Origin of the sequence: Bacteroides sp. LFL-34, assembly GCF_027257075.1 — a bacterium.
GTDB lineage: Bacteria > Bacteroidota > Bacteroidia > Bacteroidales > Bacteroidaceae > Bacteroides > Bacteroides ovatus.
Window position 1 is genome coordinate 81,412 of sequence record NZ_JAPQKZ010000005.1, and the last position, 26,256, is coordinate 107,667.

The 26,256-nt window shown below is 41.6% G+C and carries 23 protein-coding genes and 1 pseudogene; 21 read left to right on the top strand and 3 right to left on the bottom strand.

Translation table 11 applies throughout. The annotated features are described in order from the left end of the window. Window positions 1-115 precede the first annotated feature (115 nt). From N5O98_RS04370 to N5O98_RS04390, 5 genes are read left to right on the top strand one after another with little or no spacing between them, the layout of a single operon-like run. Window positions 116-2,044: a polysaccharide biosynthesis protein gene (locus N5O98_RS04370; protein ID WP_118161023.1), complete on the top strand. Its 1,929-nt coding sequence runs from the start codon at window positions 116-118 to the stop codon at window positions 2,042-2,044. Window positions 2,045-2,091: 47 nt separating this feature from the next. Further along, a complete protein-coding gene (locus tag N5O98_RS04375) occupies window positions 2,092-2,925 on the top strand; it encodes a polysaccharide biosynthesis/export family protein (protein ID WP_004303599.1) in 834 nt (277 codons plus the stop codon). A 10-nt stretch (window positions 2,926-2,935) separates the two neighbouring features. Beyond that, window positions 2,936-5,362 carry a GumC family protein gene (locus N5O98_RS04380; RefSeq protein WP_008776619.1) on the top strand — a complete coding sequence of 809 codons (2,427 nt, stop codon included), beginning with the start codon at window positions 2,936-2,938 and terminating at the stop codon, window positions 5,360-5,362. A 32-nt stretch (window positions 5,363-5,394) separates the two neighbouring features. Beyond that, the gene (locus N5O98_RS04385) at window positions 5,395-6,714 is read left to right on the top strand and encodes a UDP binding domain-containing protein (RefSeq protein WP_004309249.1); all 1,320 of its coding nucleotides are present in this window, start codon (window positions 5,395-5,397) and stop codon (window positions 6,712-6,714) included. A 2-nt stretch (window positions 6,715-6,716) separates the two neighbouring features. Beyond that, window positions 6,717-7,784 carry an NAD-dependent epimerase/dehydratase family protein gene (locus N5O98_RS04390; RefSeq protein WP_008776620.1) on the top strand — a complete coding sequence of 356 codons (1,068 nt, stop codon included), beginning with the start codon at window positions 6,717-6,719 and terminating at the stop codon, window positions 7,782-7,784. Between the two features lie 165 nt (window positions 7,785-7,949). Here the strand turns inward: N5O98_RS04390 and N5O98_RS04395 are convergent, their stop codons facing one another. Next, entirely contained in the window at window positions 7,950-8,168 is a 219-nt protein-coding gene (locus N5O98_RS04395) for a hypothetical protein (protein ID WP_231106126.1), read from the bottom strand. 90 nt (window positions 8,169-8,258) lie between these two features. Between N5O98_RS04395 and N5O98_RS04400 the strand changes: the two genes are divergently transcribed. The 13 genes from N5O98_RS04400 to N5O98_RS04450 all read left to right on the top strand — a co-directional run bounded on the left by N5O98_RS04400 (window position 8,259) and on the right by N5O98_RS04450 (window position 22,263). Continuing rightward, complete coding sequence (locus tag N5O98_RS04400; RefSeq protein WP_231106127.1) at window positions 8,259-9,800, top strand: polysaccharide biosynthesis protein; 1,542 nt, start codon at window positions 8,259-8,261, stop codon at window positions 9,798-9,800. Window positions 9,801-10,231: 431 nt separating this feature from the next. Beyond that, a complete protein-coding gene (locus N5O98_RS04405; protein WP_134978743.1) occupies window positions 10,232-10,762 on the top strand; it encodes a hypothetical protein in 531 nt (176 codons plus the stop codon). Window positions 10,763-10,979: 217 nt separating this feature from the next. Continuing rightward, entirely contained in the window at window positions 10,980-11,999 is a 1,020-nt protein-coding gene (locus N5O98_RS04410; RefSeq protein WP_134978744.1) for an acyltransferase family protein, read from the top strand. Continuing rightward, entirely contained in the window at window positions 11,989-13,512 is a 1,524-nt protein-coding gene (locus tag N5O98_RS04415) for a lipopolysaccharide biosynthesis protein (protein ID WP_008776624.1), read from the top strand. The genes N5O98_RS04410 and N5O98_RS04415 overlap by 11 nt, the downstream gene beginning before the upstream one ends. Window positions 13,513-13,566: 54 nt before the next feature. After that, window positions 13,567-13,746 (top strand): DapH/DapD/GlmU-related protein, encoded by a 180-nt coding sequence (locus N5O98_RS27560; RefSeq protein ID WP_008776625.1) that lies wholly within the window; start codon window positions 13,567-13,569, stop codon window positions 13,744-13,746. Between the two features lie 35 nt (window positions 13,747-13,781). Next, window positions 13,782-14,921 (top strand): ATP-grasp domain-containing protein, encoded by a 1,140-nt coding sequence (locus tag N5O98_RS04420; RefSeq protein WP_008776626.1) that lies wholly within the window; start codon window positions 13,782-13,784, stop codon window positions 14,919-14,921. Continuing rightward, complete coding sequence (locus N5O98_RS04425) at window positions 14,918-16,036, top strand: ATP-grasp domain-containing protein (protein WP_008776627.1); 1,119 nt, start codon at window positions 14,918-14,920, stop codon at window positions 16,034-16,036. The genes N5O98_RS04420 and N5O98_RS04425 overlap by 4 nt, the downstream gene beginning before the upstream one ends. Continuing rightward, window positions 16,011-16,889: a glucosamine inositolphosphorylceramide transferase family protein gene (locus N5O98_RS04430; protein ID WP_008776628.1), complete on the top strand. Its 879-nt coding sequence runs from the start codon at window positions 16,011-16,013 to the stop codon at window positions 16,887-16,889. The genes N5O98_RS04425 and N5O98_RS04430 overlap by 26 nt, the downstream gene beginning before the upstream one ends. Beyond that, entirely contained in the window at window positions 16,890-18,008 is a 1,119-nt protein-coding gene (locus tag N5O98_RS04435; protein WP_032849621.1) for a glycosyltransferase family 1 protein, read from the top strand. Then, window positions 18,001-19,377, top strand: coding sequence for an O-antigen polysaccharide polymerase Wzy (gene wzy / locus N5O98_RS04440; protein WP_008776630.1), 1,377 nt, complete (start codon window positions 18,001-18,003; stop codon window positions 19,375-19,377). Before N5O98_RS04435 ends, wzy begins: the two co-directional genes overlap by 8 nt. A gap of 332 nt (window positions 19,378-19,709) precedes the next feature. Then, window positions 19,710-19,949: a hypothetical protein gene (locus N5O98_RS27565; protein WP_032849622.1), complete on the top strand. Its 240-nt coding sequence runs from the start codon at window positions 19,710-19,712 to the stop codon at window positions 19,947-19,949. After that, entirely contained in the window at window positions 19,946-21,121 is a 1,176-nt protein-coding gene (locus tag N5O98_RS04445) for a glycosyltransferase (protein WP_008776632.1), read from the top strand. Before N5O98_RS27565 ends, N5O98_RS04445 begins: the two co-directional genes overlap by 4 nt. A gap of 2 nt (window positions 21,122-21,123) precedes the next feature. Further along, complete coding sequence (locus tag N5O98_RS04450; RefSeq protein WP_008776633.1) at window positions 21,124-22,263, top strand: glycosyltransferase family 4 protein; 1,140 nt, start codon at window positions 21,124-21,126, stop codon at window positions 22,261-22,263. A 4-nt stretch (window positions 22,264-22,267) separates the two neighbouring features. Here N5O98_RS04450 and N5O98_RS27470 read toward each other — a convergent pair. Beyond that, window positions 22,268-22,640: pseudogene (locus N5O98_RS27470) on the bottom strand (IS110 family transposase); the annotation flags it as partial. A gap of 217 nt (window positions 22,641-22,857) precedes the next feature. Between N5O98_RS27470 and N5O98_RS04460 the strand changes: the two are divergent. From N5O98_RS04460 to N5O98_RS04470, 3 genes are read left to right on the top strand one after another with little or no spacing between them, the layout of a single operon-like run. Next, on the top strand, window positions 22,858-24,138 hold the full coding sequence (locus N5O98_RS04460) for a DegT/DnrJ/EryC1/StrS family aminotransferase (protein ID WP_008776637.1): 1,281 nt from the start codon (window positions 22,858-22,860) through the stop codon (window positions 24,136-24,138). A gap of 1 nt (window position 24,139) precedes the next feature. Further along, window positions 24,140-24,781, top strand: coding sequence for a sugar transferase (locus N5O98_RS04465; RefSeq protein WP_008776638.1), 642 nt, complete (start codon window positions 24,140-24,142; stop codon window positions 24,779-24,781). 2 nt (window positions 24,782-24,783) lie between these two features. Beyond that, window positions 24,784-25,389 carry an acetyltransferase gene (locus N5O98_RS04470; protein ID WP_032849624.1) on the top strand — a complete coding sequence of 202 codons (606 nt, stop codon included), beginning with the start codon at window positions 24,784-24,786 and terminating at the stop codon, window positions 25,387-25,389. Window positions 25,390-25,831: 442 nt separating this feature from the next. Here the strand turns inward: N5O98_RS04470 and N5O98_RS04475 are convergent, their stop codons facing one another. Then, window positions 25,832-26,254 (bottom strand): N-acetylmuramoyl-L-alanine amidase, encoded by a 423-nt coding sequence (locus N5O98_RS04475; RefSeq protein ID WP_004295564.1) that lies wholly within the window; start codon window positions 26,252-26,254, stop codon window positions 25,832-25,834. Between the last annotated feature and the right edge of the window lie 2 nt (window positions 26,255-26,256).

A 26,256-nucleotide genomic window follows, 5' to 3' on the forward strand; every position in this document is an offset into this window, starting at 1 on the left:
AGGGATTCTCTGTTGGGCTACACCAACATGGAAATCGTAGTCATAGTCCTTGTACTGATCATAATCAATCAGATAAATCAAATTTCGAAATATTATTTTATTCATTTATACTATAATGGAAAAAACATTGAAGGACATAGTGCAATATGTCCGCAAAAATTATTTCAGTTATTGGGTTATTTTAGGTATTGACACGGCAATTTCTGTATCATGTTCGTTGGTCGCTTATGCGGTAATTCATTATATGGCGCATGTTCCAATGACCGACTGGATGCTCTGTAAATTTGCTTGCGTTTCTTTGGTGGCAAGTGTTGCGGGCTCTTTATTATTCCATACTTATCGTAATACAATTCGTTTCTCACAGGCACGTGAACTTTGGCGTATCATGTGTGCCGTTTTATTTAAAATTGCCTGTTTGGTCATTATTTCTTTTGGAGTTATATATGAGACCCAATTGCCATATAATTATAAAATATCCTATCTTCTATTTGATGGTTTATTGACTTTAGTGATCTTGACGACCTTCCGTGTATCATTGATAATCGTCTATGATTTTTTATTGGATTGGGTGAATAAAAAGAACACACGTATTCTTATTTATGGTACTAATGAAGAGAGTGTAGCCTTGAAGTTACGTCTTAGGGATAGTGCACATTATAAAGTAGCCGGTTTTTATGTATATGGTAAAAATAACAGCCGACGCCGATTGGCAGATCTTCCCGTTTATTACTTTGAAAATGAATCGGATGTTGATTATATCATGCGGAAGCGCGGAATTAAGGGGATTCTGTTTGCCCGTTATGAAGATACCCGCCTGGAAGAAAAACGACTTCTGGAATATTGTAAAAACAATGAACTTAAAACATTGATAGCTCCTACTATCAGTGAAGCGGATTCTGATGGAAACTTTCATCAGTGGGTACGTCCTATTAAGATTGAGGATTTGTTGGGCCGTGCCGAAATTAATATCAACCTTCGTCAGGTTGCAGAAGAATTCAGGGGAAAAGTGGTGTTGGTGACTGGTGCGGCAGGCAGTATTGGTAGTGAACTTTGCCGTCAATTAGTGCAGATGGGAATTCAGAAACTTATCATGTTCGACTCTGCAGAAACACCTTTGCATAATGTCCGTCTTGAGTTTGAGAAAAAATATCCAAATATAGATTTTGTTCCGGTGATTGGTGATGTGCGTGTGAAGGAACGCGTTCGTATGGTATTCGAATTGTATCATCCTCAAATCGTCTTTCATGCCGCCGCTTATAAACATGTACCATTGATGGAAGAAAATCCTTGTGAGGCTGTACTTGTCAATGTGACCGGTTCTCGTCAGGTGGCTGATATGGCTGTGGAATATGGTGCTGAAAAGATGATTATGGTGTCTACGGATAAAGCTGTAAATCCTACTAATGTAATGGGCTGTTCCAAACGTTTGGCAGAAATCTATGTTCAAAGTCTGGGATGCGCTATCCGTGAAGGAAAAGTGAAAGGTCATACAAAATTTATCACCACCCGCTTTGGTAATGTATTGGGTAGTAACGGTTCTGTCATTCCTCGTTTTAAAGAACAGATAGAGAATGGTGGGCCGGTGACTGTTACTCACCCTGATATTATTCGTTTCTTCATGACCATTCCCGAAGCTTGCCGTTTGGTAATGGAGGCCGCCACAATGGGTGAGGGCAATGAGATCTTTGTTTTTGAGATGGGAAAAGCAGTCAAGATCGTTGATCTAGCGACTCGTATGATCGAATTGGCTGGCTATCGTCCGGGTGAAGACATCAAAATAGAATTCACGGGATTACGTCCGGGTGAGAAGCTTTATGAAGAGGTATTGAGCGATAAAGAAAATACGATCCCAACAGAGAATAAGAAAATCATGATCGCCAAAGTTCGTCGGTATGAATATGCTGATATTCTTGATACTTATGCAGAGTTTGAAAGGTTGTCGCGTGCGGTAAAGATCATGGATACCGTGCGGTTGATGAAGAAAATAGTTCCGGAGTTCAAATCAAAAAATTCTCCGCGATTTGAAGTACTGGATAAAGAATAAATAGGGAATAATCAACAAAAGATTCTATAAATAAATTATCATTTAATATGAATAAATCATTGCGCACGCATTTGAATGTACGAAGCTTGTATGGAAGTTTGTTTTCCTGTCTGATAGCGGTATTTCTGTTTGCTTCCTGCCAGTCCTATAAGAAAGTACCTTATTTGCAGGATGCGGGAGTTGTAAAGGACACCAATCAACAGGAAAATTTATATGATGCCAAGATAATGCCTAAAGACTTACTTACTATCGTAGTCTCATGTACTAGTCCGGAACTTGCAGTTCCGTTCAACTTGACGGTGGCAACTCCTGCTAATGCGGCTACTGCCAGCACCCAATTGACTACCCAGCCTGTCTTACAACCTTATCTGGTAGATAATGAAGGCAAGATCAATTTTCCTGTTCTGGGTGAATTGAAAGTGGGTGGATTGACGAAAAGAGAAGCTGAACAACTGATAATAGACAAACTGAAACCTTACATAAAGGAGACTCCGATAGTTACTGTCCGTATGGTAAACTATAAAATTTCTGTATTAGGTGAGGTTGCCCGTCCGGGTACATTTACTATCAACAATGAGAAAGTCAACTTGTTGGAAGCTCTTGCCATGGCCGGTGACATGACGGTCTGGGGAGTTCGTGACAATGTGAAACTGATTCGTGAGGGTGCTGATGGCAAACAGGAAATTGTAACATTGGATTTAAACAAGGCGGAGACAATTCTTTCTCCTTATTATTGGTTACAGCAGAATGATATAGTCTATGTGACTCCTAATAAAGCAAAAGCTCGTAACTCTGATATAGGTAACAGTACCAGCTTGTGGTTCTCCGCTACTTCTATTCTGGTATCATTGGCAAGTTTATTAGTAACAATCTTCAAATAGTAATATAGATATGATTGAGGAAAAAAGAGAGAACCGGGGTGAGCAACCGGAAGAGCAGGTGAATATTCAGGAAATCCTTTTCCGTTACCTGATCTATTGGCCTTGGTTTGTGGTTTCTGTAATAATCTGTATCGTCTGCGCATGGGGCTACCTGCGTCTGGCTACTCCTGTCTATAATATATCCGCTACAGTCTTGATCAAGGATGACAAGAAAGGCGGTGGTGCAAGCATGTCCTCCGAACTGGAAAAGATGGGACTGGACGGTTTCGTTTCCTCGTCGAACAATGTAGACAATGAAATCGAGGTGCTGAAATCAAAGTCTCTTGCCCGTGAAGTGGTCAACAATCTGGGACTGTTTGTGACTTATAAGGATGAAGATGAGTTTCCTAATAGGGAACTTTACCGTACCTCGCCCGTAGTGGTGAGCTTGACTCCACAGGAGGCGGAAAAACTGTCTGCACCAATGGAAGTGGAGATGACTTTATTTCCCAATGGTGGGATGGATGCGTTGATAACAGTGAAAGACAAAGAGTATCGGAAACAATTCGATAAATTACCTGCTGTTTTTCCGACCGATGAGGGGACGGTCGCCTTTTTTGAAAGCAAGGATACATTGACGACCAATCAGGCTAAGGAGGAAAGTAAAGAGCGTCATATAAAAGCTTTTATAAACCGGCCGATGTCTGTGGCCAAAGGATATATCCAGTCCTTGTCGATAGCCCCTACATCAAAAACTACTTCTGTAGCTGTTCTTTCGTTAAAGAACTCAAATACCCGGCGTGGCAAGGACTTCATCAACAAACTCCTTGAGATGTACAATATCAATGCCAATAATGACAAGAATGAGGTAGCCCAAAAAACCGCAGAATTCATCGACGAACGTATCGGCATTATTTCCAAGGAACTTGGAAGTACCGAACAAGACTTGGAGAACTTCAAGCGTAGTGCCGGAATTACAGATTTGAGCAGTGAGGCGCAAATAGCCTTAACCGGTAATGCTGAATATGAAAAGAAGCGTGTGGAAAACCAGACTCAAATCAATTTGGTGATGGATTTGCAACGCTATATGCAAGGTAATGAATATGAGGTCTTGCCAAGTAATATTGGATTACAGGATGCGGCATCAGCTGGTGCAATAGACAGATATAATGAAATGTTGGTTGAAAGAAAGCGCTTGCTCCGTACATCAACCGAGAATAATCCGACGATCATAAATTTGGATACTAGTATCCGTGCGATGCGGAGCAATGTACAGGCTACGCTGGATGCTACATTGAAAGGATTGCAGATAACCAAAGAAGACCTTGTCCGTGAGGCGAACCGCTATTCCCGTCGCATTAATGACGCTCCGACCCAGGAACGCCAGTTCGTAAGTATCGCTCGGCAGCAGGAAATTAAGGCCGGTCTTTATTTGATGTTACTTCAAAAACGTGAAGAGAATGCCATCACTTTGGCAGCTACAGCAAATAATGCCAAGATTATTGATGAAGCGTTAGCTGACGACAATCCGGTTTCTCCTAAGAGGATGATGGTCTATCTTGCCGCCTTGGTATTAGGAGTAGGATTTCCGGTAGGTATTATTTATCTGATTGGATTGACCAAATTCAAGATTGAGGGCCGTGCTGATGTTGAAAAATTAACTTCTCTTCCTGTTATTGGCGATATCCCGTTGGCGGATGAAAAGTCCGGTTCTATAGCTGTATTTGAGAATTATAATAACCTGATGAGCGAGACATTCCGTAATGTACGTACCAATCTTCAGTTTATGCTTGAAAATGGCAAAAATGTGATTCTGGTGACTTCTACCATCAGTGGTGAAGGTAAGTCTTTCGTATCATCCAATTTGGCCATCAGTCTTTCTTTATTAGGTAAAAAAGTTGTGATAGTTGGTCTTGACATTCGTAAGCCTGGCTTGAATAAGGTTTTTAATATTTCCCAAAAGGAACATGGTATTACCCAGTTTCTGACCAATCCGACAAAGAATCTGATGGATTTGGTACAGCCTTCCGATATAAACGAGAATCTGTTTATTCTTCCGGGCGGATCAGTTCCTCCCAATCCAACGGAATTATTGGCCCGTGACGGCTTGGAAAAAGCCATCGAAACGTTGAAGGCTAATTTTGACTATGTGATTCTGGATACGGCCCCCGTGGGTATGGTAACTGATACCTTGCTGATAGGGCGTACTGCTGATTTGTCGGTATACGTATGCCGTGCCGATTATACCCGTAAGGCAGAGTTTACTTTGATCAATGAGCTTATGGAAAACAACAAACTGCCTAACCTCTGTATCGCCATTAACGGCTTGGATCTTCAGAAAAAGAAGTACGGCTATTATTATGGTTATGGTAAATACGGCAAGTATTATGGCTATGGCAAGCGTTACGGTTATGGCTATGGTTATGGAGAGAAGCATACAAGTCGGGAGGGTAAATAAACTGCTATTGATAAAACCAAATCAAACATAATATGCGTGATTTCAAAGAGATTCGGGTCGCAGTAGCCGGAACTGGCTATGTGGGACTGAGCATAGCGACACTGCTATCACAACATCATCATGTAACTGCCGTGGATGTAATCCCGGAAAAGGTGGAGAAACTGAACAACAAGGTTTCCCCTATCCAGGATGATTATATCGAGAAGTATCTGGCTGAAAAGCCGCTTGATCTTGTTGCCACTTTGGACGGGAGGTCAGCCTATGCTGATGCCGACTTTGTGGTAATAGCCGCTCCTACAAACTACGATCCTGTGAAGAATTACTTCGATACGAGTCGTGTGGAGGAAGTTATCGATCTTGTGCTTGAAGTGAATCCCGATGCTGTAATGGTCATCAAATCGACAATTCCGGTGGGCTATACCCGTAACCTTTATGTAAAATATGCCCAGAAAGGAGTCAAGAAGTTCAACCTGCTGTTTTCACCGGAGTTCCTTCGTGAAAGCAAGGCCCTCTATGACAACCTTTATCCGAGCCGTATCATTGTAGGTTATCCGAAGATCATTGACGGCCCGGAGTTTGATGAAGAAAACAAGGCGATCCGGTCTGTCACGAATGTCACTATGTTACAGGAAGCAGCTAGGACATTTGCTGCCCTTTTGCAGGAAGGGGCTGTCAAAGAAAACATCGACACGCTCTTTATGGGCATAAAAGAGGCGGAAGCAGTCAAGCTCTTCGCCAACACCTACCTGGCTCTCCGTGTCAGCTATTTCAATGAACTTGACACATACGCTGAAATGAAAGGATTGGATAGTAAAGCCATCATTGAGGGCGTAGGTCTTGATCCACGTATCGGGACACATTATAACAATCCCTCATTCGGTTATGGTGGTTACTGTCTGCCGAAAGATACCAAGCAACTCCTTGCCAATTATCAGGATGTTCCCCAGAATATGATGTCCGCAATCGTGGAATCAAACAAAACCCGTAAGGATTATATAGCTGATGCAGTGCTCCGCAAGGCAGGCTATTATACAGGAAATGGACAATGGGACGCATCCAAGGAACATACTTGCGTCATCGGTGTATACCGTTTGACCATGAAATCGAACTCTGACAATTTCCGCCAGTCTGCCATCCAAGGTATAATGAAACGTATCAAGGCGAAGGGTGCGGAAGTGATCATCTATGAACCCACGCTTGAGGACGGGACTACATTCTTCGGCAGCAGAGTCGTTAATGATCTTGCTGGATTCAAGGCGCAGAGCAAGGCTATCATAGCCAACCGTTTTGACAACAGTCTGGAAGATGTGGAAGCCAAGGTTTATACACGTGACATTTTTAGAAGGGACTGACCATGTTGCCATATAATGTAGAGCTGGACGGAAAGACTGTGCTTGTAACGGGTGCTGCCGGTTTTATTGGGAGTAACCTTGTCATGCGCCTTTTCCATGATTTCCGAAATATCAGGGTAATCGGTATTGATTCCATCACCGATTATTACGATGTCAATATCAAATATGAGCGTCTCAAGGAAATAGAGTCGTTAGACCGTGACTGGATTTTTGTCCGTGCCTCGATTGCCGATAAGGATGCGGTAGAAAGAATTTTCTCTGAAAACAAAATTTCCGTTGTCGTAAATCTTGCGGCCCAGGCAGGCGTCCGTTACAGTATCACCAATCCTGATGCCTATGTCCAAAGTAATCTTATCGGTTTCTATAATATCCTTGAAGCCTGCCGTCATTATGAGGTGGAGCACTTGGTTTATGCTTCTTCATCATCAGTCTATGGCAGTAACAAGAAAGTTCCGTATTCAACTGACGACAAGGTTGATAACCCGGTCAGCCTTTATGCAGCAACAAAGAAGAGTAACGAGTTGATGGCTCACGCATATTCAAAACTCTATAATATCCCATCAACAGGCTTGCGTTTCTTTACGGTTTATGGTCCTGCAGGTCGTCCGGATATGGCGTATTTCGGGTTTACCGACAAGCTTGTAAAAGGCGAAACTATCAAGATTTTCAATTATGGTAATTGTAAACGTGATTTTACTTATGTGGATGATATTGTGGAGGGAGTAGTTCGCATCATACAGCACGCTCCTGAGAAGCGGAACGGTGAAGATGGACTTCCAATTCCTCCATACAAGGTTTATAACATTGGTAATAATTCACCTGAAAACCTTCTTGACTTTGTGACTATCCTGCAGGAGGAACTCATTTGTGCAAATATACTCCCACAGGATTATGATTTCGAAGCGCACAAGGAACTCGTACCTATGCAGCCTGGGGATGTACCAATTACCTATGCAGATACCACCCCATTGGAGCAAGATTTTGGCTTTAAACCATCTACTAGCCTTCGTGACGGCTTGAGGGCGTTTGCTCAGTGGTATGCGAAATACTACGGAACATCTGAAAAATAAATGCCTCTAAGCAATTGGCGTGATGCTGCGGATCGAATCCGTTGCCTGCTACAAAACAATATAAACATGAAAGAATTATTGCGTAAGATCAGCAACTGGTACTTCTCGCGCAAGGCACTGCCCTACTGGTGCATCCTTGTCATGGATTGTATGGCAGTCTATGTATCAGGACTCTTTGTGTATTACCTCCAGCATGGAGGTTTGGAGTTGGCACAATACTTCTGGCAAGTCACCTTTGGTCTCGGCTTGTGTCTCATAGTGTATATCATCTCCTTCTTTGCTTTCCACACTTACAACGGTGTGATGCGCTACTCTAGCTTCGTTGACCTCCATCGCGTAGCCTACAGTACTGCTCTTGCAAGCGTTGGCACCTGTCTGCTTCATCAGGTACAGGTGTATGCAAAACTCGCACCTTATCTGCTTATCCCACGCTTCGATAGTGTCATCATGCTTTTCATTGTGGCCACTATGCTCATGTGGTGTTTGCGAGTGCTTGTCAAAAGTCTGCACGATACCTACCGTGGTGATGCCAACATCCAGAAGGTGTTCATCTACGGATGTATGCAAGGAGGAATAGCTCTCGCCAAGAGTCTCAAGAACGAGAACCTTCAGCGCTACCGCCTTTGTGGATTTATCTCCACTGACCGCTCTCTCAATGGTACATGGCTCTTGGGCGAACAGGTGCACTTTGATGAAGATAAGGTCGTTGCCACCATGAAGCGCTATCAGGTGGCAGTCCTCCTTGTATCTCCACTCCAGACCAACCATTTCATTACACGTACCACCCTCATCGATGCCCTCGTTGCTGCCAACATTAAGATCATGATGATGCCACGAGGAGTAGAAGAGTGGGACGGCAAGAGTGAATTGACTCATCAACAGCTTCACGAGGTTGAAATTGAAGACCTTCTTCCTCGCGAGAAGATTGAGGTGGATATGGATGCCATAGGCGAGATGCTTCATGACAAACGTATTCTCATCACGGGTGCAGCTGGCTCCATCGGAAGCGAGATGGCGCGTCAGGTGGCTAAGTTCCAACCTGCCGACCTTATCCTTGTCGATCAGGCTGAGACTCCAATGCACGACGTTCGCCTCTATATGGCTCGCAATCATAGCGACCTTCACGTAGCGACCATCGTCACCAGCATTTGCAAACCTGACCGTATGGAGAAGATTTTCTCTGAGTACCGTCCTGAATATGTCTTCCATGCCGCAGCCTATAAGCACGTGCCTATGATGGAGGACAATCCTACTGAGGCAGTACAGAACAATATCCACGGTACACGTGTCATTGCTGACCTTGCATTAAAGTATGGCACCAAGAAGTTCGTGATGATCTCCACCGATAAGGCCGTTAACCCGACCAACGTGATGGGTTGTTCAAAGCGTATCTGTGAAATCTACTGCCAGAGTCTCAATAAGGCTATTGCTGAAGGTTCCTTGAAATTTGAAACAGCCAACGGCAAGAAACCAGAGACTCAATTTGTGACTACTCGTTTCGGTAATGTCCTTGGCTCCAACGGTTCTGTTATCCCTATATTCAAGGAACAGATTCGCAAAGGTGGTCCTGTTACCGTCACTCACAAAGACATCATCCGTTTCTTCATGCTCATCCCTGAGGCATGTCGTCTGGTGCTCGAAGCTGGTACTATGGGTAAAGGGGGAGAGATTTTCGTCTTCGACATGGGTGAGCCTGTACGTATTGCCGACCTTGCTCAACGAATGATCGACCTCTCGGGTGCTAAGGATGTGAAGATTGAGTTTACTGGTCTTCGTGATGGTGAGAAACTCTACGAGGAAGTGCTCTCTGATAAGGAAGGTACAAAGCCAACGGTTCATCCTAAGATTATGGTGGCTTCTGTTCGTGAATATCCTTATGAACTCGCACTCCAGAACGAGAAAGAACTTTATGAACTCTCTTTTACTGCCGATGATATGACCATCGTGAAGAAAATGAAGGAAATTGTGTTGGAGTTTAAGAGCAAACATAGTAAATACGAAATACTTGATAAGTAGTAAATGGAGCTACAAGAGTTTATAGCAAGATACGAAGTTGCAGCCTCTTTGATTAGCAAGCCTACTGCAATTGAGGATCTGTCCAGCATATTTGGTAAGAAGTGCTCTTATCCGAGACAGACTGCTGACCTCGTGTAAAGTTGTATCAAAGGATTGTTAGAGACAAATACGGAAACCGATAATAAGAAGAATCGTATTTCGTCATAGTCTCCAATCTTTGGGTGTTGCAATTATGTAGGGAGTAGCCAACTAAGTACATTATTGATGCTTTCGAAACTCTTCAAAGTTTCCTTGATACTGGATTTTATAACGAATGGCATAATTGTAGAGAAATAAGATAACAATAAAACCCAAATACGATGTTTATTGGTAAGATTAATCCGCTCCCATTTTGGGAACGCTTCAAAGCATTCATCAAGTCGTACCCTGGCATGGCAGGAATTCTAGGGATTGCTTGCTTCGTATGGACATTGCTATATAAGATGCTATTTGTGAACATAGAGGCTTCATACCAGTGGTTGGTTCCACTGGGAGATGTTTTCTATGCAGTAGCTCTCTCTGTGATAGCCTCTGTTATTTTTTACTATTTCACAAGCTTTATCCCAAACTACAGAAGCAAGAAAACGATAGATAAGCTCTTGTTGAAATGGCTACAGCAACTTGATTGGTATGGTAAGCAAATGGTGGGAGACATTTCACAACTAAATTATGCCGAAGCCAGCAAGTTGAGCCAAGAAGAGCTTAGGAGCTATTGTAATAAGAAGCTTTCAGCTAAACCTCAGTTGGGTTCGCTATACTTTCTTGGGCCTTACTTTGGCAATTGGTTTGAATACTTTGATTACTGCTTCCAGATGGAGGATACATATATCGAGAAATGCCTTCAATATCAGGACAAATTGCCAGTCCAGATATTGGAAATTTTGAGGATATGGAGATACATGATAATCTACGATAAGCATTGAGTGATTGCAAGTTTCAGCTTGCTACAAATCAGGTAAACAATCTGATGGGAAGTCTGCAGGTAAATTATGATACGATGGAGAATCTATCTCATCTTATTTGGAACCATTGTAACAGTATGAGGTAGCTCGTTACATTATATCAGAAGAGTTCGGTTTATTGATTGACAGATAATTTGGTACTTTTAAATTAAATGATGAGTATTTCTCCTTGCGACAAATGAACAAACATTTATATTGGATTGATTTTGCAAAAGTCATAGGTTTATATCTTATGGTATTAGGGCATGGTAATATGGTTAGTGATGATTTGCGTTGTTATATTTATTCTTTCCATATGCCGTTGTTTTTTGTCATATCAGGACTCTTTGCAAAAGATTATATAGAGAGGATACCTGTCATAAAAGGTAGTTTTAAGACTTTGATGATACCATACATTTGTCTGAATGCGGTATGCTTGATTTTTTTTTCATTACTTGAATTGTACAAAGGGACTTTCAGTATCGGACTGTTGAAGTCTCAGATGTTTGCAATAGCTCTTGGTGTAGGTTATGCGACAGAATCTCTTACACCTGTATGTACGCCAATGTGGTTTTTCTATGCTCTATTCATTATTAAGATAGTATATGCAGTAGTGCCTAAGACAAAAATATCTAAAACACTTCAATTCGTGTTGTGTTTCGTAGCAGTAAGGTTGCTGACTTATTATAATATTGATACTTATATACCGTTAGACTCAGCAATAATGGCATATCCGTTCTTTTTAATAGGGACGGAAAGCAAACAACTTTTGAATAGCTCATGTTGCAGAAATTACAAGAAAGTCTCGCTTACTGTCATTGTTCTTGTATTATCCTATTTCATTTCTCAGTTTAATGGTAGGTGCGATATTGATACGATGCGTTATGGTTCTTATTATAGCTTATTTATATTTACCGGTATCGCTACCACGATTTCTATATTGACTATATGCAAGATGATAATTGAATATGTTTCATATATTAAGTCTCAACTAACAGTACTCTGCATCGGAGCCCCTTTGATTGTTGGATTGAATCTGCTTATTATAAATGTCGTAAAACCAATTTTCTCCTTTCTGGTGGGAGAATGGAATAGTATATATGGTATGATACTGGGGATAATTATTATGTGCCTCTTTTATCCTCTCATAATTTTCACAAAGAGATACATGCCAATAGTATTAGGAAATCGAAAAGAAAGGGAAAGAAATGAAGACTGAATCAATAGGTAAAAGATTGGCAAAGAACACTGCATATATGTATGTTCGAATGGTAATCTTAACTGTCATTACTTTATACACTTCAAGGATTGTATTGCAGCAACTGGGAGTTGATGACTTTGGAATATATGGTGTAATAGGTAGCGTTGTTGCTATGTTTTCCTCTTTACGAGGTTTGTTTGCAACATCCACTCAGCGCTTTGTTAACTACTCAATGGGAGAGGGTAAATTTGACAAGGTATGCACTATTTTCAACATGTCAATTTTGATTCATGTAATAATTAGTATCGCACTTTTTGTATTAGGAGAAGGTCTTGGAATCTGGTTCATTGAGTGCAAGATGTCTATTGATCCATCACGAGTATTTGCAACTCATTGGGTTTTACAGTTTTCTTTACTATCTGTTGTAATTAGTATGATTACAACCCCCTTTGATGCATTAGTATTGGCGCATGAAAAGATGAATTTTTATGCATACATTGCAGTATTAGAAGCTGTTCTTAGACTTGCAATAGTTTTCGCATTAGCATATTCTCCTATTGATAAACTTATTCTGTATGCCATACTGCAATTTATAATCACAATAATAGTATTCTTGGTGAATCTTTGGTATTGCAGATCTCGCTTTTCGGAATGTAGATTCAAACGAGTATGGGATAAGAAAATATTTATTGACATGAGTGCTTTTGCTGGATGGAATTTTTTGGGAAATACAGCATTTGCGATTACTCAGAACGGTCTAAATATGTTGATAAACACATTCTCTGGAGTTGTTGCAAATGCTGCAAGAACAATTGCTTATCAGGCAAATGCAGCTTTGGGTAAGGCTTTGGATTCAGTTACAACAGTTATAAATCCATACTGCACAAAAACATACGCATCAGGACAGATTGAGAGGACTTTAGATGTGATATATTTTGCATCCAAAATATATATTATTCTTCAGATCTTTATAGCATTGCCTTTATGTGTATTTAGTAAAGAGATATTGTTATTGTGGTTAGGTCAAGTTCCTGATTATACGATAGGATTTATGAAAATAATAATGCTGCATTCTGTTATTCGTTCAATACACTATCCACTAAATAACTTATTTAAGACGGTTGGCAATTTGAAACGATATCAACTTGCAGAAATATCAATTCTCTCACTCCCTTTATTGGCGTCTTATATCTTACTTAGACAGGGTTGTGAACCTTATGTTGTGTTCTGGACATTGATAATATTTGAAGTGATAAATTATGTGGCAATTATTGCAATAGCAAAAGAGGATGCTCATTTACCAATTAGAACATATCTAAAGAGAACAATTATTCCTTGCGCCATTTCAGTTATTATTACGCTTGGTGGTTATTCCTTATGTATGGCATACAGCGGATTATATTATCGTCTCTTTTTCTTAATAATTTCTATGGCAGTAGTTTTGGCAATAATGTTTTGTATAGGGTTAAATGCTTATGAAAGAAAACTAATAATCAATTTGTTAAAAACTGATAATCGAAATATTAGATAAATTGTCAAAGTTGACTAGATATTAGAAGGTATTCCCTGATATCTATTTTCCAAAATGTTGGCTTCTGTGATAATAGGTAACAACGTATGGGTAGGAGCTAATGCCACAATTCTTCTAGGAGTAAAGGTTGAAATTTTAAGTATTATCGCAGCAGGTTCTGTTGCTACCAAAAAGATGCCTTCTGGTGTATTGGTAGCAGGTAATCCGGTAGTTATAAAAAAGAAGCTCAGGTAGTATTTACTATCTGGTTTCGATAAGTAAGATAGAAAATGAAGAAAGTAATTGTCTTTGGCAATGACCATACCAATAGCGTTGGAGTAATCCAGTCGTTAGGTAAAGCCGGCTATAGATCTATAGGTCTTGTATATGGCTTCAAGAATGATTTTGTAAAGAGTAGTAAATATGTAGAGCGTGTTATATCTGCAAAGGATGCACAGGCATGTATTGATAAGCTTGTAGAAGCTAATTTCAATACTCAAGAGAGAATGCCAATTATTGCTACTTGCGATATGGCTGCTCTCACTCTCGAAAGAAACAAGGAAAGACTTAAGGATCGTTTCTTATTTGAACATGCAATAAATTATACCCTTGATTATCTTGCGAAGAAAGAGAATCAAGTACGTATGGCTATCGATGCAGGTTTCAATGTACCTAAGTCTTGGAATCTGAACGATACAAAGCAAATTCCAGATGATGTAACTTATCCTTGTCTTATTAAGCCATTGGTAAGTTGCGAAGGCGCTAAGAGTGATATTCGAGTGTGCTGCTCGCGAGAGGAACTTGAAAAGAATCTTAACTCTCTTGACTATACAAAGAAGGTGCTACTTCAGCAATATATTAAGCGTGATTACGAAATCAGCATCTTAGGCTGTGGGCTGTCATCAGGAATTTGTTTAATTCCTGCTATAGAAAACAAACTTACTCTCTATCCAAAACATGTGGGCTTGGAGTGTTTGGCCAACATGCAGTCATTGGAAGATGGACCGATTAAAAAAAGTATTGAGAATTTAGTATCTGCAGCTGGTTATGTTGGCTTATTCTCTGTAGAGATGATGCATTGTAAAGATGATGACAAATTTTATTTTACAGAGATAAACCTGCGAAATGATGGTGCAGAGGCTTTCGTTACAAAATATGGAGCTAATCTTCCATTGAATCACGTAGAAGATCTTCTCGGCTTGCCATTGACAAAGCAGACAGAATATCACCCTGGTTATTATATTTGGGAGATGCACCATTTTGCTTCTGTTGCGTGTGGCGATATTTCTGTTTGGACATGGTTGAAGGAAATTCGGAAGTCAAATGGTTTCTTAATGAGTCATTCAGGAGATATGAAGCCATTCTTTGTTCAGTTCATAAATCCGATATTGAGAAAACTGAAAATTAAGAGAAGCGAAAACTATAAATGAGAAGGATCATAATTATTGGCGCTTCACATCATAACACATTGAGCGTAGTGCGTTGTATTGGTGAAGCCTTCGGACAGATAGAACTCGTCATCGTAGGGTGTGTAAAAAGTTTTGTCTCCAAGTCAAAATATGTAAAAAATGCTACATTCCTAAAAGATGCTGATGCTTTGTATCAGTGGGCAATGAACAACAAAGGGCAAGACAAGCCGATTATTATTAGTTGTGCAGATGGCGTGTCACAAGTATTTGATATGCATTATGAGGAGGTGCACTCGTATTATGATTTCTTTAATGCAGGTGCAGACGGGGTTCTGACTGCTTTCATGGATAAGCAAAGGCAGGTTGAACTAGCTAAGGAAGTAGGCTTTGCAACACCTATTTCTGCTTGTTATACCAATAAGGATAGTGTTGGCGATTTCTCAACTTTCCCATGTATAGTTAAGCCATTGCAAAGCTATGTAGGTGGAAAGCATATATGGCATTGTAATAATACAAAAGAACTTCAGGATGTTGTAATTTCAGTTCCCGATGGAGTTATGCTTCAAGTCCAGGAGTTGATAAAAAATGAGCATGAGATTGTGCTACCAGGACTTATTACCAAAGACGAAATCTTTGTTCCGGGTTATATTTTGAAGCATCGCGAATTTTTGGGAGGAACAACATATTCGAGCGTCAAGAAGCATAATACTACAACGGAACAACTTGTAGCTTATTCGGCAACTATGTTGTGGAAGATAGGCTACGTGGGTTTATTTGGAGTTGAGGCGATGTTTAACGGAAAAGATTATGTGTTCATTGAACTTAATCTGCGAAATGATGCTACCTGCTATTCTATGGCAGTAGCGGGAGTCAATCTTCCTGCTATGTATGTTGATTCAGTTTTGGGTAATAAGTTAGAGCCAAAACAAATTTCTGAAATCACATCAATGGTCGAGAATAAAGACTTCTCACATGTTATCAGGAGAAATGTTGGCTTTACTCAGTGGCTAAAAGAGTTGAGAGGGGCACAATGTAAGTTTCTCTATAACAAGATTGACAGGGGGCCATTGTTTGCTTGTCTTTTAGATCAAATTACAAACAAGATAATAAATGAAACTTCGCGAATTACGACATAATTTTTGGAACTTGGGATTCATAGAGGAGGGACTTGCAGATACTCTCAAGAACAAGAATCCTAAGATTCATTGGGTGAAGAAGCGCATCAACGACCGTTGGTTCGCAGATCCGTTCATTCTCGATGTTACGGAGAGTGAGATAATTATCCTTGCTGAGGAATACTGCTACGATATTCGTCGTGGACGTATAGCACGTGTAGTGATAGACTGCAAGACTTTTGAAGAGAAAGGTTTTGAGATTATTCTTGATCTGCCTACACATTTGTCTTTTCCATTCATTATTCGTCAAAACGGCAAAGTGTATCTGATACCCGAGAACTCTGCATCTGGTTGCTCTACTGTTTATGAATATGATGATGCGACTCGCAAACTGACACCTCTTCATCATCTGGCAGAAGAACCATTTGCTGATGCTACCATCTTCGAGATGGAGGGTAAGTCTTATCTTTGCACTACAATGGTGCCGGATACCAACTCAAAATCAGTAAAGATTTACACTTTTGATAGAGAGAACCTGAAAGTCGCAGAGCGAGTTGCTACAGTGGAGTTTCCTATATTATGCGGTCGTAATGCAGGAGAGGTGTTTGCGGTAGATGGTCACTTGTACCGTCCTGCACAGGATTGCACTTTGCGTTATGGTCATGGCGTGATTCTCCAGAAGATAACAATGAAAGATGGCAAATGGAGTTTCGAGGATGTGAACAGCTTTTATCCGAACACCTTCAAGTACAACCATGGAGTACATACTTTCAATAACTATAAAGGATTAATAGTAATCGATGTTAGAGGATATCGTAATCCTGTAATGGGGCGAGTGCTGACATTCCTTTTCAAACTGATTGGTAAGAAATAAATGAAACGAGTACTACAGATAATGGGCGGTCTCAAACGAGGAGGACTCGAGACCTTTGTAATGAATATGTATCGCTCCATCGATAGAAATGAGATTCAGTTTGATTTTTTGCTTGCTCAGGTAGCTGGTGGAGACTATGAGGAAGAGGCAAAGTCATTTGGAGCAAACATTTATCATCTGCCTGCCCGTAACAAGGGGTATAAGGCATATCATAAAGCGTTGGACGATTTCTTCCGAGAGCATCATGACTATATAGCTATTCATGAGCATATATCGTCTTTGACATCCATTGATCCAGCTTACTATGCCAAGAAATACGGCATTCCTGTGCGTATCTTCCACTCGCATAGTTCGTCTATCCAAAAGTCACTCCGTCTGCATTGGGTGCATACCATTCTGCACTACATAAACAAGGCGAAAGTACATACCTATGCTACCCACTATCTGGGATGCTCAGATAAGGCTCTTGACTGGCTCTACAAATATACAGGCGTTCGTTCAAAGGCAATGATGGTGAACAATGGAATAGATTGCGAGCAGTATACTTTCAACGAAACCATAAGAGCAGAGGTTCGTCAAGAGTTTGGTATTGGTGCAGACGACTTCGTAATAGGTCATGTAGGTCGCTTCATTCCTCTGAAGAACCAAGACTTCCTTGTGGATATACTTGCAGAACTTCACAAGACAATGCCTTCGATTAAACTTCTCCTTGTGGGTGAAGGCGATACTATGCAGGAGGTGAAAACAAAGGCAGAGTTAGCAGGTCTTAAGGATGCTGTCATTTTCACCGGAATACGTTCGGATGTAGTACGACTGATGCAGGCAATGGATACCTTCGTGATGCCATCTTGGTTTGAGGGGCTTCCTGTATCACTTGTAGAGGCTCAGGCAGCAGGGCTGCCAGTAGTAGCATCCGATACTATCTCGCACGATTCTGATATTACGGGAACAATCCTTTTCAAATCCATCAACGAGCCTGCTGCTAATTGGGCAAAGTGCATAGAGGAGTGGAAAGAGAAATGGGGGCGTCCAGACAATATTGAACAGATTAAGAAAGCGGGTTTTGACTCGAAGTCAACAGTAAAACAACTCGTAGAAATTTATAACGGTAATGTTTAGACAAGAAAAAGTACTACTCATATTTATGAGTTGTGTGTATGCAATTGTTGGCTATACTACCGATTACCCTACTATGCAATCGTTGAGTATGATGGGCTGGTTCGGATTGGTGCAGCTGATTTATTGCATCATGAGCTGGATGAAGAGGGGAAATCAGTTTATCTCTCCTTATATAATATTTCTCCTAACACTTTATATCTTTTCTTATGGTCAGTCTTTCTTGTGGGCTTTGGGGCTTGAGTCTGAACGGACCCTTGTAGGATTTAGAGGTTGTACCATTCCTGAAATTTTTGAAGCACAAGTTCTCACTTTAATAATGCTTGCATTTTTCCAAGTTGGAGCATCTTATTATTCTACGAATAGGCAGACTTTTTATAATGATGAAATATCCGTTGATGATACATACAGTTTAAGAAGGATTGGGTGGTTTCTTTTTATTGTTTCAGTTATACCATATTCGATGGAAACTGTTCAAAAAATGATTATTTCTATGACAAGTGGTTATGCTGCAATTTATCAAGGAGAAGACAAGGTGGGGCTATCAAACTGGTCAGGTATTATTGCGGATTATTGTATTCCGTCGCTTATCTGCCTATATATATCATATAGAAAACACAAGACAATGAGAAGAAGCATAACTCTCTTCTTCGTAGTAAATATCGTGGTAATCTTGGTTACTGGTGGTCGAACATTTGCAGTAATCCTTATCGCTCTTATAGTTATTCTATATAACTATTTGGTGAAAAGGCTTACAAAAAAATGGTTGCTAGTGGGCTGTATAGGTGCATTTGTATTGTTGCAAGTATTATCGTATGTGGCAAATGTTCGTGTTGAAAGTGGCAGAAGTGCAAGTTTGGAATCCATGAGATTAGAAAATAATGGCTCAATTGATGCAGTCGCAGAAATGGGGGGGACGATGTTTTGTTTAATAAAAACACGAAATCTCGTTCCGGAAAAGCAAGATTATCGTTATGGAAAATCATATCTTTATGCTTTCACATCCATAATTCCTAATCTTGGTTTTTGGGATATTCACCCTGCAAAGAAAGAAGCAAACCTTAGCGACTGGCTAACAGATTCTCTTGGATTAGATTATGGCACCGGTTTCTCGATGTGTGCCGAAGCATTTGCAAACTTTGGATATTTAGGATTTATAGCTTTCTTCTTTTGGGGTTGGTTTATGGCCAGCATATTGGGAAAAATTGAGTGGAGTGTCCAGACACGGAATTATGCTCAGATGGCTTTCTTATTAATTCTATTTTGGTTCTTCCTGACACTTCCTCGGAACAACTTTATCAATCTCGTCCGTCCAATCTTCTTTGTGGCAGGACCGATCTATCTATATTGTACGAAATTTAGTAGAAGATAACATGATATTAAATAGAGAAGACCTGAAACTATATCTAGCTGAAGATAAGAGAGTTAATGTGAAATGCTATGGGGAATCGCCTTTTTTGAAGCATTGGATAGGCAATACTGATGGATAGAGAGTATATCGTTATCTGAAGGTATTGCGATTACTATGAGTATTGGCTCAATACATCTTCACAATGTTACAATCCAATTGCAAAAATCCTGCACGCTATAATGACCAACTAGTATAAGCTCAAACTGTGTAGAAAGGCGGGGAAGTACAACATCAATGTATGTCGCCCAAATTCTGTAGGTTATGGGTTTAGAGCAACCATCAACTGCGAAAGCATGGGGAACTATTGTGTGGTCAATTCAGGTGTGGTTATTGGTGTGAAGACTGGAGTAGAACGGGGGCCTATAATTGGTAATCATGTAGAATTGACTACAGGATGCAAGGTTATCGGTGATGTTGTGATAGGAGACAACGCTATAGTGGCGCCCAATTCCGTTGTAGTTAAAGATGTAGAACAAGGTACTGTCGTTTCGGGCGTGCCAGCAAAGTTCTTAAAAACAACAAGAAAAGTATGAATTTATATTTCTTTACAGAATCGAGATTTGATAGTGTGAATGGAGAAATCTGGACATCACAAGGCTTCTCTATGGCTCTATGGCAGAGATACCTTGGTAAGTTCAATCATGTATATGTGGCTGCAAGACTCCAAAACGTATCTGAACATTCGAGCGATAATCTCTTTAAGTTAGAGGACAAGAGAGTGTCGGTCATTGGTCTGCCATATTACATAGGACTTGTACCTTATCTGAAAGCAAAGGGTAGCATCAAGAAGATTATCAACTCTTTCATTCACCCTGGTGATGCATACATTTGTCGAGTTCCGGGAAATATCGGTACCATTGCTGCAGAGTGCCTCAAGAAAAAGGGAATACCGTATGGGTTGGAGGTGGTGGGCGACCCTTGGGAGTCACTCTCACCTCAGGCTTTCGAATCTCCTTTTGCCAGAATACTTCAGGTGGTGGCTAAGCGTCAGTTGCAGAAGATTACGCACAACGCTTCGGCTGCTCTGTATGTGACGAATCATATTCTTCAAGGTAAATATCCTGTGAAGGAAGGCGTGTTCACAACGGGAGCATCGAATGTGATTCTTCGTGATGACTGCTATTCTGCCGAACCTCACAAGGTTGTAGACCGTGAGAAAAACGTACAAGTACGTATGTTGGCAGTGGGGACATTGGCTCAGTTATACAAGGCTCCAGATGTGATTCTGAAAGCATTGGCAATCGTAAAGAGCAAAGGATATAATCCGTTCCTGACTTGGTTTGGCGACGGACGATATCGTCAGCCGATGATCAAGATGGCAGAGGAGCTTGGGCTGAAGGACAATGTGAATTTTGTAGGTGCTGTAAAGCAAGATGTTATACGAAAGGAGTTTGAACAGACCGATCTGTTCGTACATGCGTCTCGTGCCGAAGGGTTGCCAAGAGCTGTGATTGAGGCTATGGCTTACGGACTTCCTTGTATCGGTTCTTCTGTAGCAGGAATACCTGAATTGCTTAGTCCAGAGGCTATCGTAAAGCCGAACGATGTGGATCGTTTGGCTGAAAAAATGTTGCGTTTTGTGGAAAACAAGCAGTTTGCACAAAGCGAAGCCAACAAGAATTGGGATGAATCGAAGAAATACCACAATGATATTCTTACTGAACGACGACTCTCATTCTATGATGAACTTATAAAACAGTCCTGATAATGAAATCATTACATTTAGTTAAAACATCAACAGGTGCTACTTGGGCTTTTCGTGTGATGCGCGATCTGGTGCAGATGGGTGAAGAGGTGCATGTGGCAATGCCTGTGGATGGTATATTGGTTCAGCAGTATAAAGATGCAGGTATCCATATCCACGAACTGAATTACTCGGTGAAGAATGCCTGGGGCACTATCAAGCAGATTTGTAAGGTGGTGAATGAGGTGAAACCGGACATCGTACATAGTCACTTTGTAGTGACAACCTTGTTGATGCGTCTAGCTCTCAGAAACTACAGAACTGCTAGAGTATTTGAAGTTCCGGGACCTCTGCATCTAGAGCACACCATTTATCGTAAGGCAGACCTGTGGACAGCCCAAAAGAAGAAAGACTTCTGGATTCCTACCTGCCGGTGGTCGATGGATAAATACAAGGAGTGCGGCATTGATGATAGCCGTCTGTTTCTTACTTATTATGGTGGCGACCTTGTGGATAGAGAGTACCAGAAGGGCTTGCTCCGTGAGGAACTTAGTCTGACTGACAAAGACATCATAGTAGGTATGGTGGCCTATATGTATGCGCCAAAGAAGTTCCTTGGTGAAAAGAGAGGTCTGAAAGGTCATGAGGATCTAATAGATGCCGTGGCTATGATTCAGGACAAGTACCCCAATATACATCTCGTGTTCATAGGTGGTCCGTGGGTAGGAGCCGAGAAATACGAGCAGGAGGTTATAGTATACGGTAAGGAGAAAGTGCGCAATGTGCATTTCCTTGGCACTCGTAGGAATGTGCCTGACCTGTATCAGGACTTTGATATGGTGGTTCATCCGTCACATTCCGAGAATTTGGGTGGTGCAAGCGAATCACTTATGCTGGCAGTACCTACCATAGCATCGAACGTAGGTGGATTTCCGGATATTGTGATTCCTGGAAAGACAGGTTTCCTCTCCGAACCGTTCAATCCGCAATCTATTGCTGATGCGATAGAAAAGGTTATAGCCAATCCTGCGGAGGCAAAGCAAATGGCAGAATACGGAAAGACCTACCTGCATGACCTGCTGAACGCCAAGAAGACATCAAGGGATGTTTATGACTTCTATAGGCTGATCATAGAGCGTTTCGACAAAAATAACCCTCAATAGAAATTTGCTTAAGGATAAGAATTGAATCACTGCGGAGTTTGTTAGGTGTAGACTGCATTTTTCCCCATAGAGAGCAATCAGCCGGGTATCAATTTCATTCGTTTTAATGGCAGTAAGCATGATATGGGCGAAGTTTTTTATCTTCAGCGGATTTTCAAGGCTGACGGTTATCCCGGCTTCAGAAAGTAGGAAACAAGCAATGTGCTGTAATTGCCCGTGGCTTCCAGAATGCAATGATGCTTTGTGGCAGAAATGTTTTGGATAAACTCATGGACACCTCTTACGGTGTTCTTGAATGTTCTCGTCCTGCTTGTCTTGGCTGACGAATAGGCGGCAACAAAAGTCGCCTTGCTGACATCGATTCCAACGTAGGTCATAGTCTGAATGATTTATTAAAACAACATCTGTACATCGTGTGCTATCATTGCAAATGTGTGGTCTTAAAAGCCCATTGAACTATTCGGTTTCTGATGTAATAAAGTGTGTGGCCCAAACATACTACACGGTCTTTATGACTAATGAAAGATCTGCCTTATTCCACACTTTGATGTTGAAATTTTATGCAAAAAAATAATGATTAAATGGAAATATACAATGGAAGAAAGAAAAACTATTTATCTCTGCCTTGCTCACATGAGTGACGAGGGGTGGGAACAGAAGTATGTGAAGGAAGCGTTTGATACCAACTGGGTGGTGCCGATGGGTCCGAATGTGAATGTGTTTGAGCAAAATCTGGCCGATTTCGCTAATGCTTGCTCGGATGGCTCAAAGCTGGATCGTAAAGTGGTTTGCCTTTCGGCCGGTACAGCTGCCGTTCATCTAGCACTTATTGCTTGTGGTGTACAGTCTGGAGATGAGGTGTGTGTGCAGTCGTTTACCTTTTGCGCATCTTCGCATCCAATTACTTACCTTGGCGCAAAGCCGGTGTTCATTGACTCTGAGCGAGAGACATGGAATATGGATCCTGAAATTCTTGAAAAGGCAATTCTTGACCGAAAGGAGAAAACTGGCAAATATCCTAAAGCAATCATTCCTGTAGCTCTCTATGGTATGCCATACGACTGTGAAAAGATTATGGCTGTAGCCAACAAATACAATATTCCTGTTATTGAGGATACAGCAGAAGGTATGGGAAGCCGATTTGATGGACAGGTGTTAGGTACCTTTGGCCGTTTCGGTGTGCTCTCTTTCAATGGAAATAAGATGATTACTACCTCTGGTGGAGGTGCACTTATTTGCCGTAATGACGAGGATGCCAACAACATTATGTGGCACGCTACACAGGCACGTGATGCTTATCCTTACTACCAGCATACCGAGATTGGCTACAACTATCGTATGTCGAATGTTTGTGCGGGTATCGGCCGTGGTCAGGTGACTGTTCTCAAGGATCATATTGCTCATCATAAACACGTTCAGGATTTATATAAGGAACTTTTGAAGGAGGTGAAGGGCGTGCATCTCCATGAGCAGCCTGCTGATCCTCGCTATGATTCTAACTTCTGGCTTTGTGCTGCTACCATCGATCCCGATGTGAAGGTTCTAGGACAGGAGAACGCCTACAAGGAAGTCATTAAGACGGCAGTTGGTGGTGCTGCAGGAGTGATTAAGGCGGTAGATTCAGCCGTTACTGACTGTCAGCCTAATGCTAATGTGGAGGCATTACGCGTGTTCATGCTGGGCAAGAGAGTGGAGTGTCGTCCTGTCTGGAAGCCGATGCACAAGCAACCGGTATATGCCGATGCGGTAGCATACGTCAATGGCGTATCGGAAGGCATCTTCAAAGTCGGCTTCTGCTTGCCGGCGGGTCCTTATGTATCAGATGATGATGTACATTATATTGTAAATTGTATCAAGGAGGCTATTGTAAAGTAATATGCTCACAACATCACAAAAAATCTATATTGTATGCATTAAGAGACCCATTGGGTTTCTTGGCGCATTAGTGGGATTGACATTGTTGTCTCCAATATTTCTCGTTACCATCATTCTGCTCTTTTTTGCTAATAAGAATGGTTGGAAGGGCGTGTTCTTTACTCAAGAACGTCCGGGTAAGAATGAGAAAATTTTCAAGGCACTGAAGTTCAAGACGATGACGGACGAGCGAGATGCATCAGGTAACTTGTTGCCTGATGCCGACCGTTTGACCAGGGTGGGGAAATTCATCCGTTCGACTTCTATCGATGAACTGCCGCAGCTTATCAATATATTGAAGGGAGACATGGCCTTCATCGGACCGCGTCCGCTGCTAGTAAAGTATCTTCCTTTGTATAGCGAGGAGCAGCACCATCGTCATGACGTGACTCCTGGCATGAGCGGTTGGGCGCAGGTGAACGGGCGCAACAACATCTCGTGGACGAAGAAGTTCGAGCTGGATGTGTATTACGTCAATCATATTGGTCTCGTCATGGACGTGAAGGTATTCTTCACTACCATCAAGAAGGTGCTCTTTCGCGAGGGCATTAATACGACAACGGGCCAGTCGGCTACAATGGATTATTTTGATGGAACGAATTGATTATGTATTTATTTGGAGCAAGTGGTCACGGTAAGGTGATCAAAGAAATTATTGAGGCTAATGGCGGACAGGTGGAGGCATTCGTGGACGATAACAAGGAGGTCAATGAGTGTGCCGGTCTGCCTGTGTTGCATGATGCCATGGGGCTGTCGCCTATGATTGTGAGTATCGGGATAAACCGTATCCGCAAGGTGATTGTGGAGAGGCTTTCTTCCCTTAGTCTTCAACCCTCAACTCTCAGCTTCCCAACCGCAATACACCCTTCGGCTGTGGTTTCGTCTTCAGCTATGATTGGCGAGGGAACAGTGGTGATGGCTGGTGCTGTGATCAATGCAGATACGGTGGTCGGCAGGCATTGTATCGTGAACACGGGTGCGACAGTGGATCACGATTGTGTGATAGAGGACTATTGCCACATCGCCCCAGGTGTGCACATTAGCGGCGGTACGCATGTGGGCGAGGGTACTTGGATAGGTGTAGGCTCGTGCGTGATTCAGTACCTCAACATTGGTAAGAACTGCATGATAGGTGCAGGCAGTGTAGTAGTAAAAGACATTCCCGATAATGTGACAGCTTTTGGCTGTCCTGCAAAAGTTTATGACTTCTAAAGCACTGCTCTATGACTATGGCTGAATTTGTTTTTTACGATGTGTAGCGTGATGAACCTATTGGGCGCGACGGATACGGCAGGTACACTTTTTCGGGGCTTTTTCACATACACACGCAAGCGTGTGTGAATCATGGTATAGTAAGAAATCAAAGTTTATGTTCGTTAAACGATGAAAAACAGATGAAATGAATAGGAAGTACTGAAAGTGCTTTTTAATACGTTATGTTATAATTGAACATTTATAATGAGATGGAAAAATGTAGGTCCCTAGATTCATGTGACAAACATGAATCCCTACATTTAGTAGATTAGGAGCAATATAGTGATATTGTCCTAATCTCGCTCTTCATATTAGTGTTAGCACTAATATGATTTCCAAAAATACCAACTGTCTGTGAAGATCGTTGATATTTTTTATACAATAAGCCAGTGGTGGAAACCTAAAAGGATGTTATTTCTGCATACTCTTTCACCGCATCAAAGCACGGACATCCTTTCATCGGATTTAAGTCCCGGTGTCCCACGACTAGTGCTTTCGGAAACTGCCTTTTCAACTCCCTCAACAAAGCAAGCAAAGCTCCTTTTTGTTCCAGTGTACGCGTATCTTTCGGTTTTCCGTTCGCATCCAGTCCTCCCTCATAACAAACACCAACCGAATGGGCATTATGATTACGGCAGTGTGCTCCAATCTTTTCTAAAGCGCGTCCCCGGTGAATCTCCCCATCACGAGTGATGTAGAAATGATAGCCAATATCACGGAAACCACGGTGCAAGATATGATCCTGTCGGCAAGCCTCCGCCGAAAGGGACTTTCCTTCCGGCGTGGCACTGCAATGAATGATAATTAATGTAATAGTCCGCATGG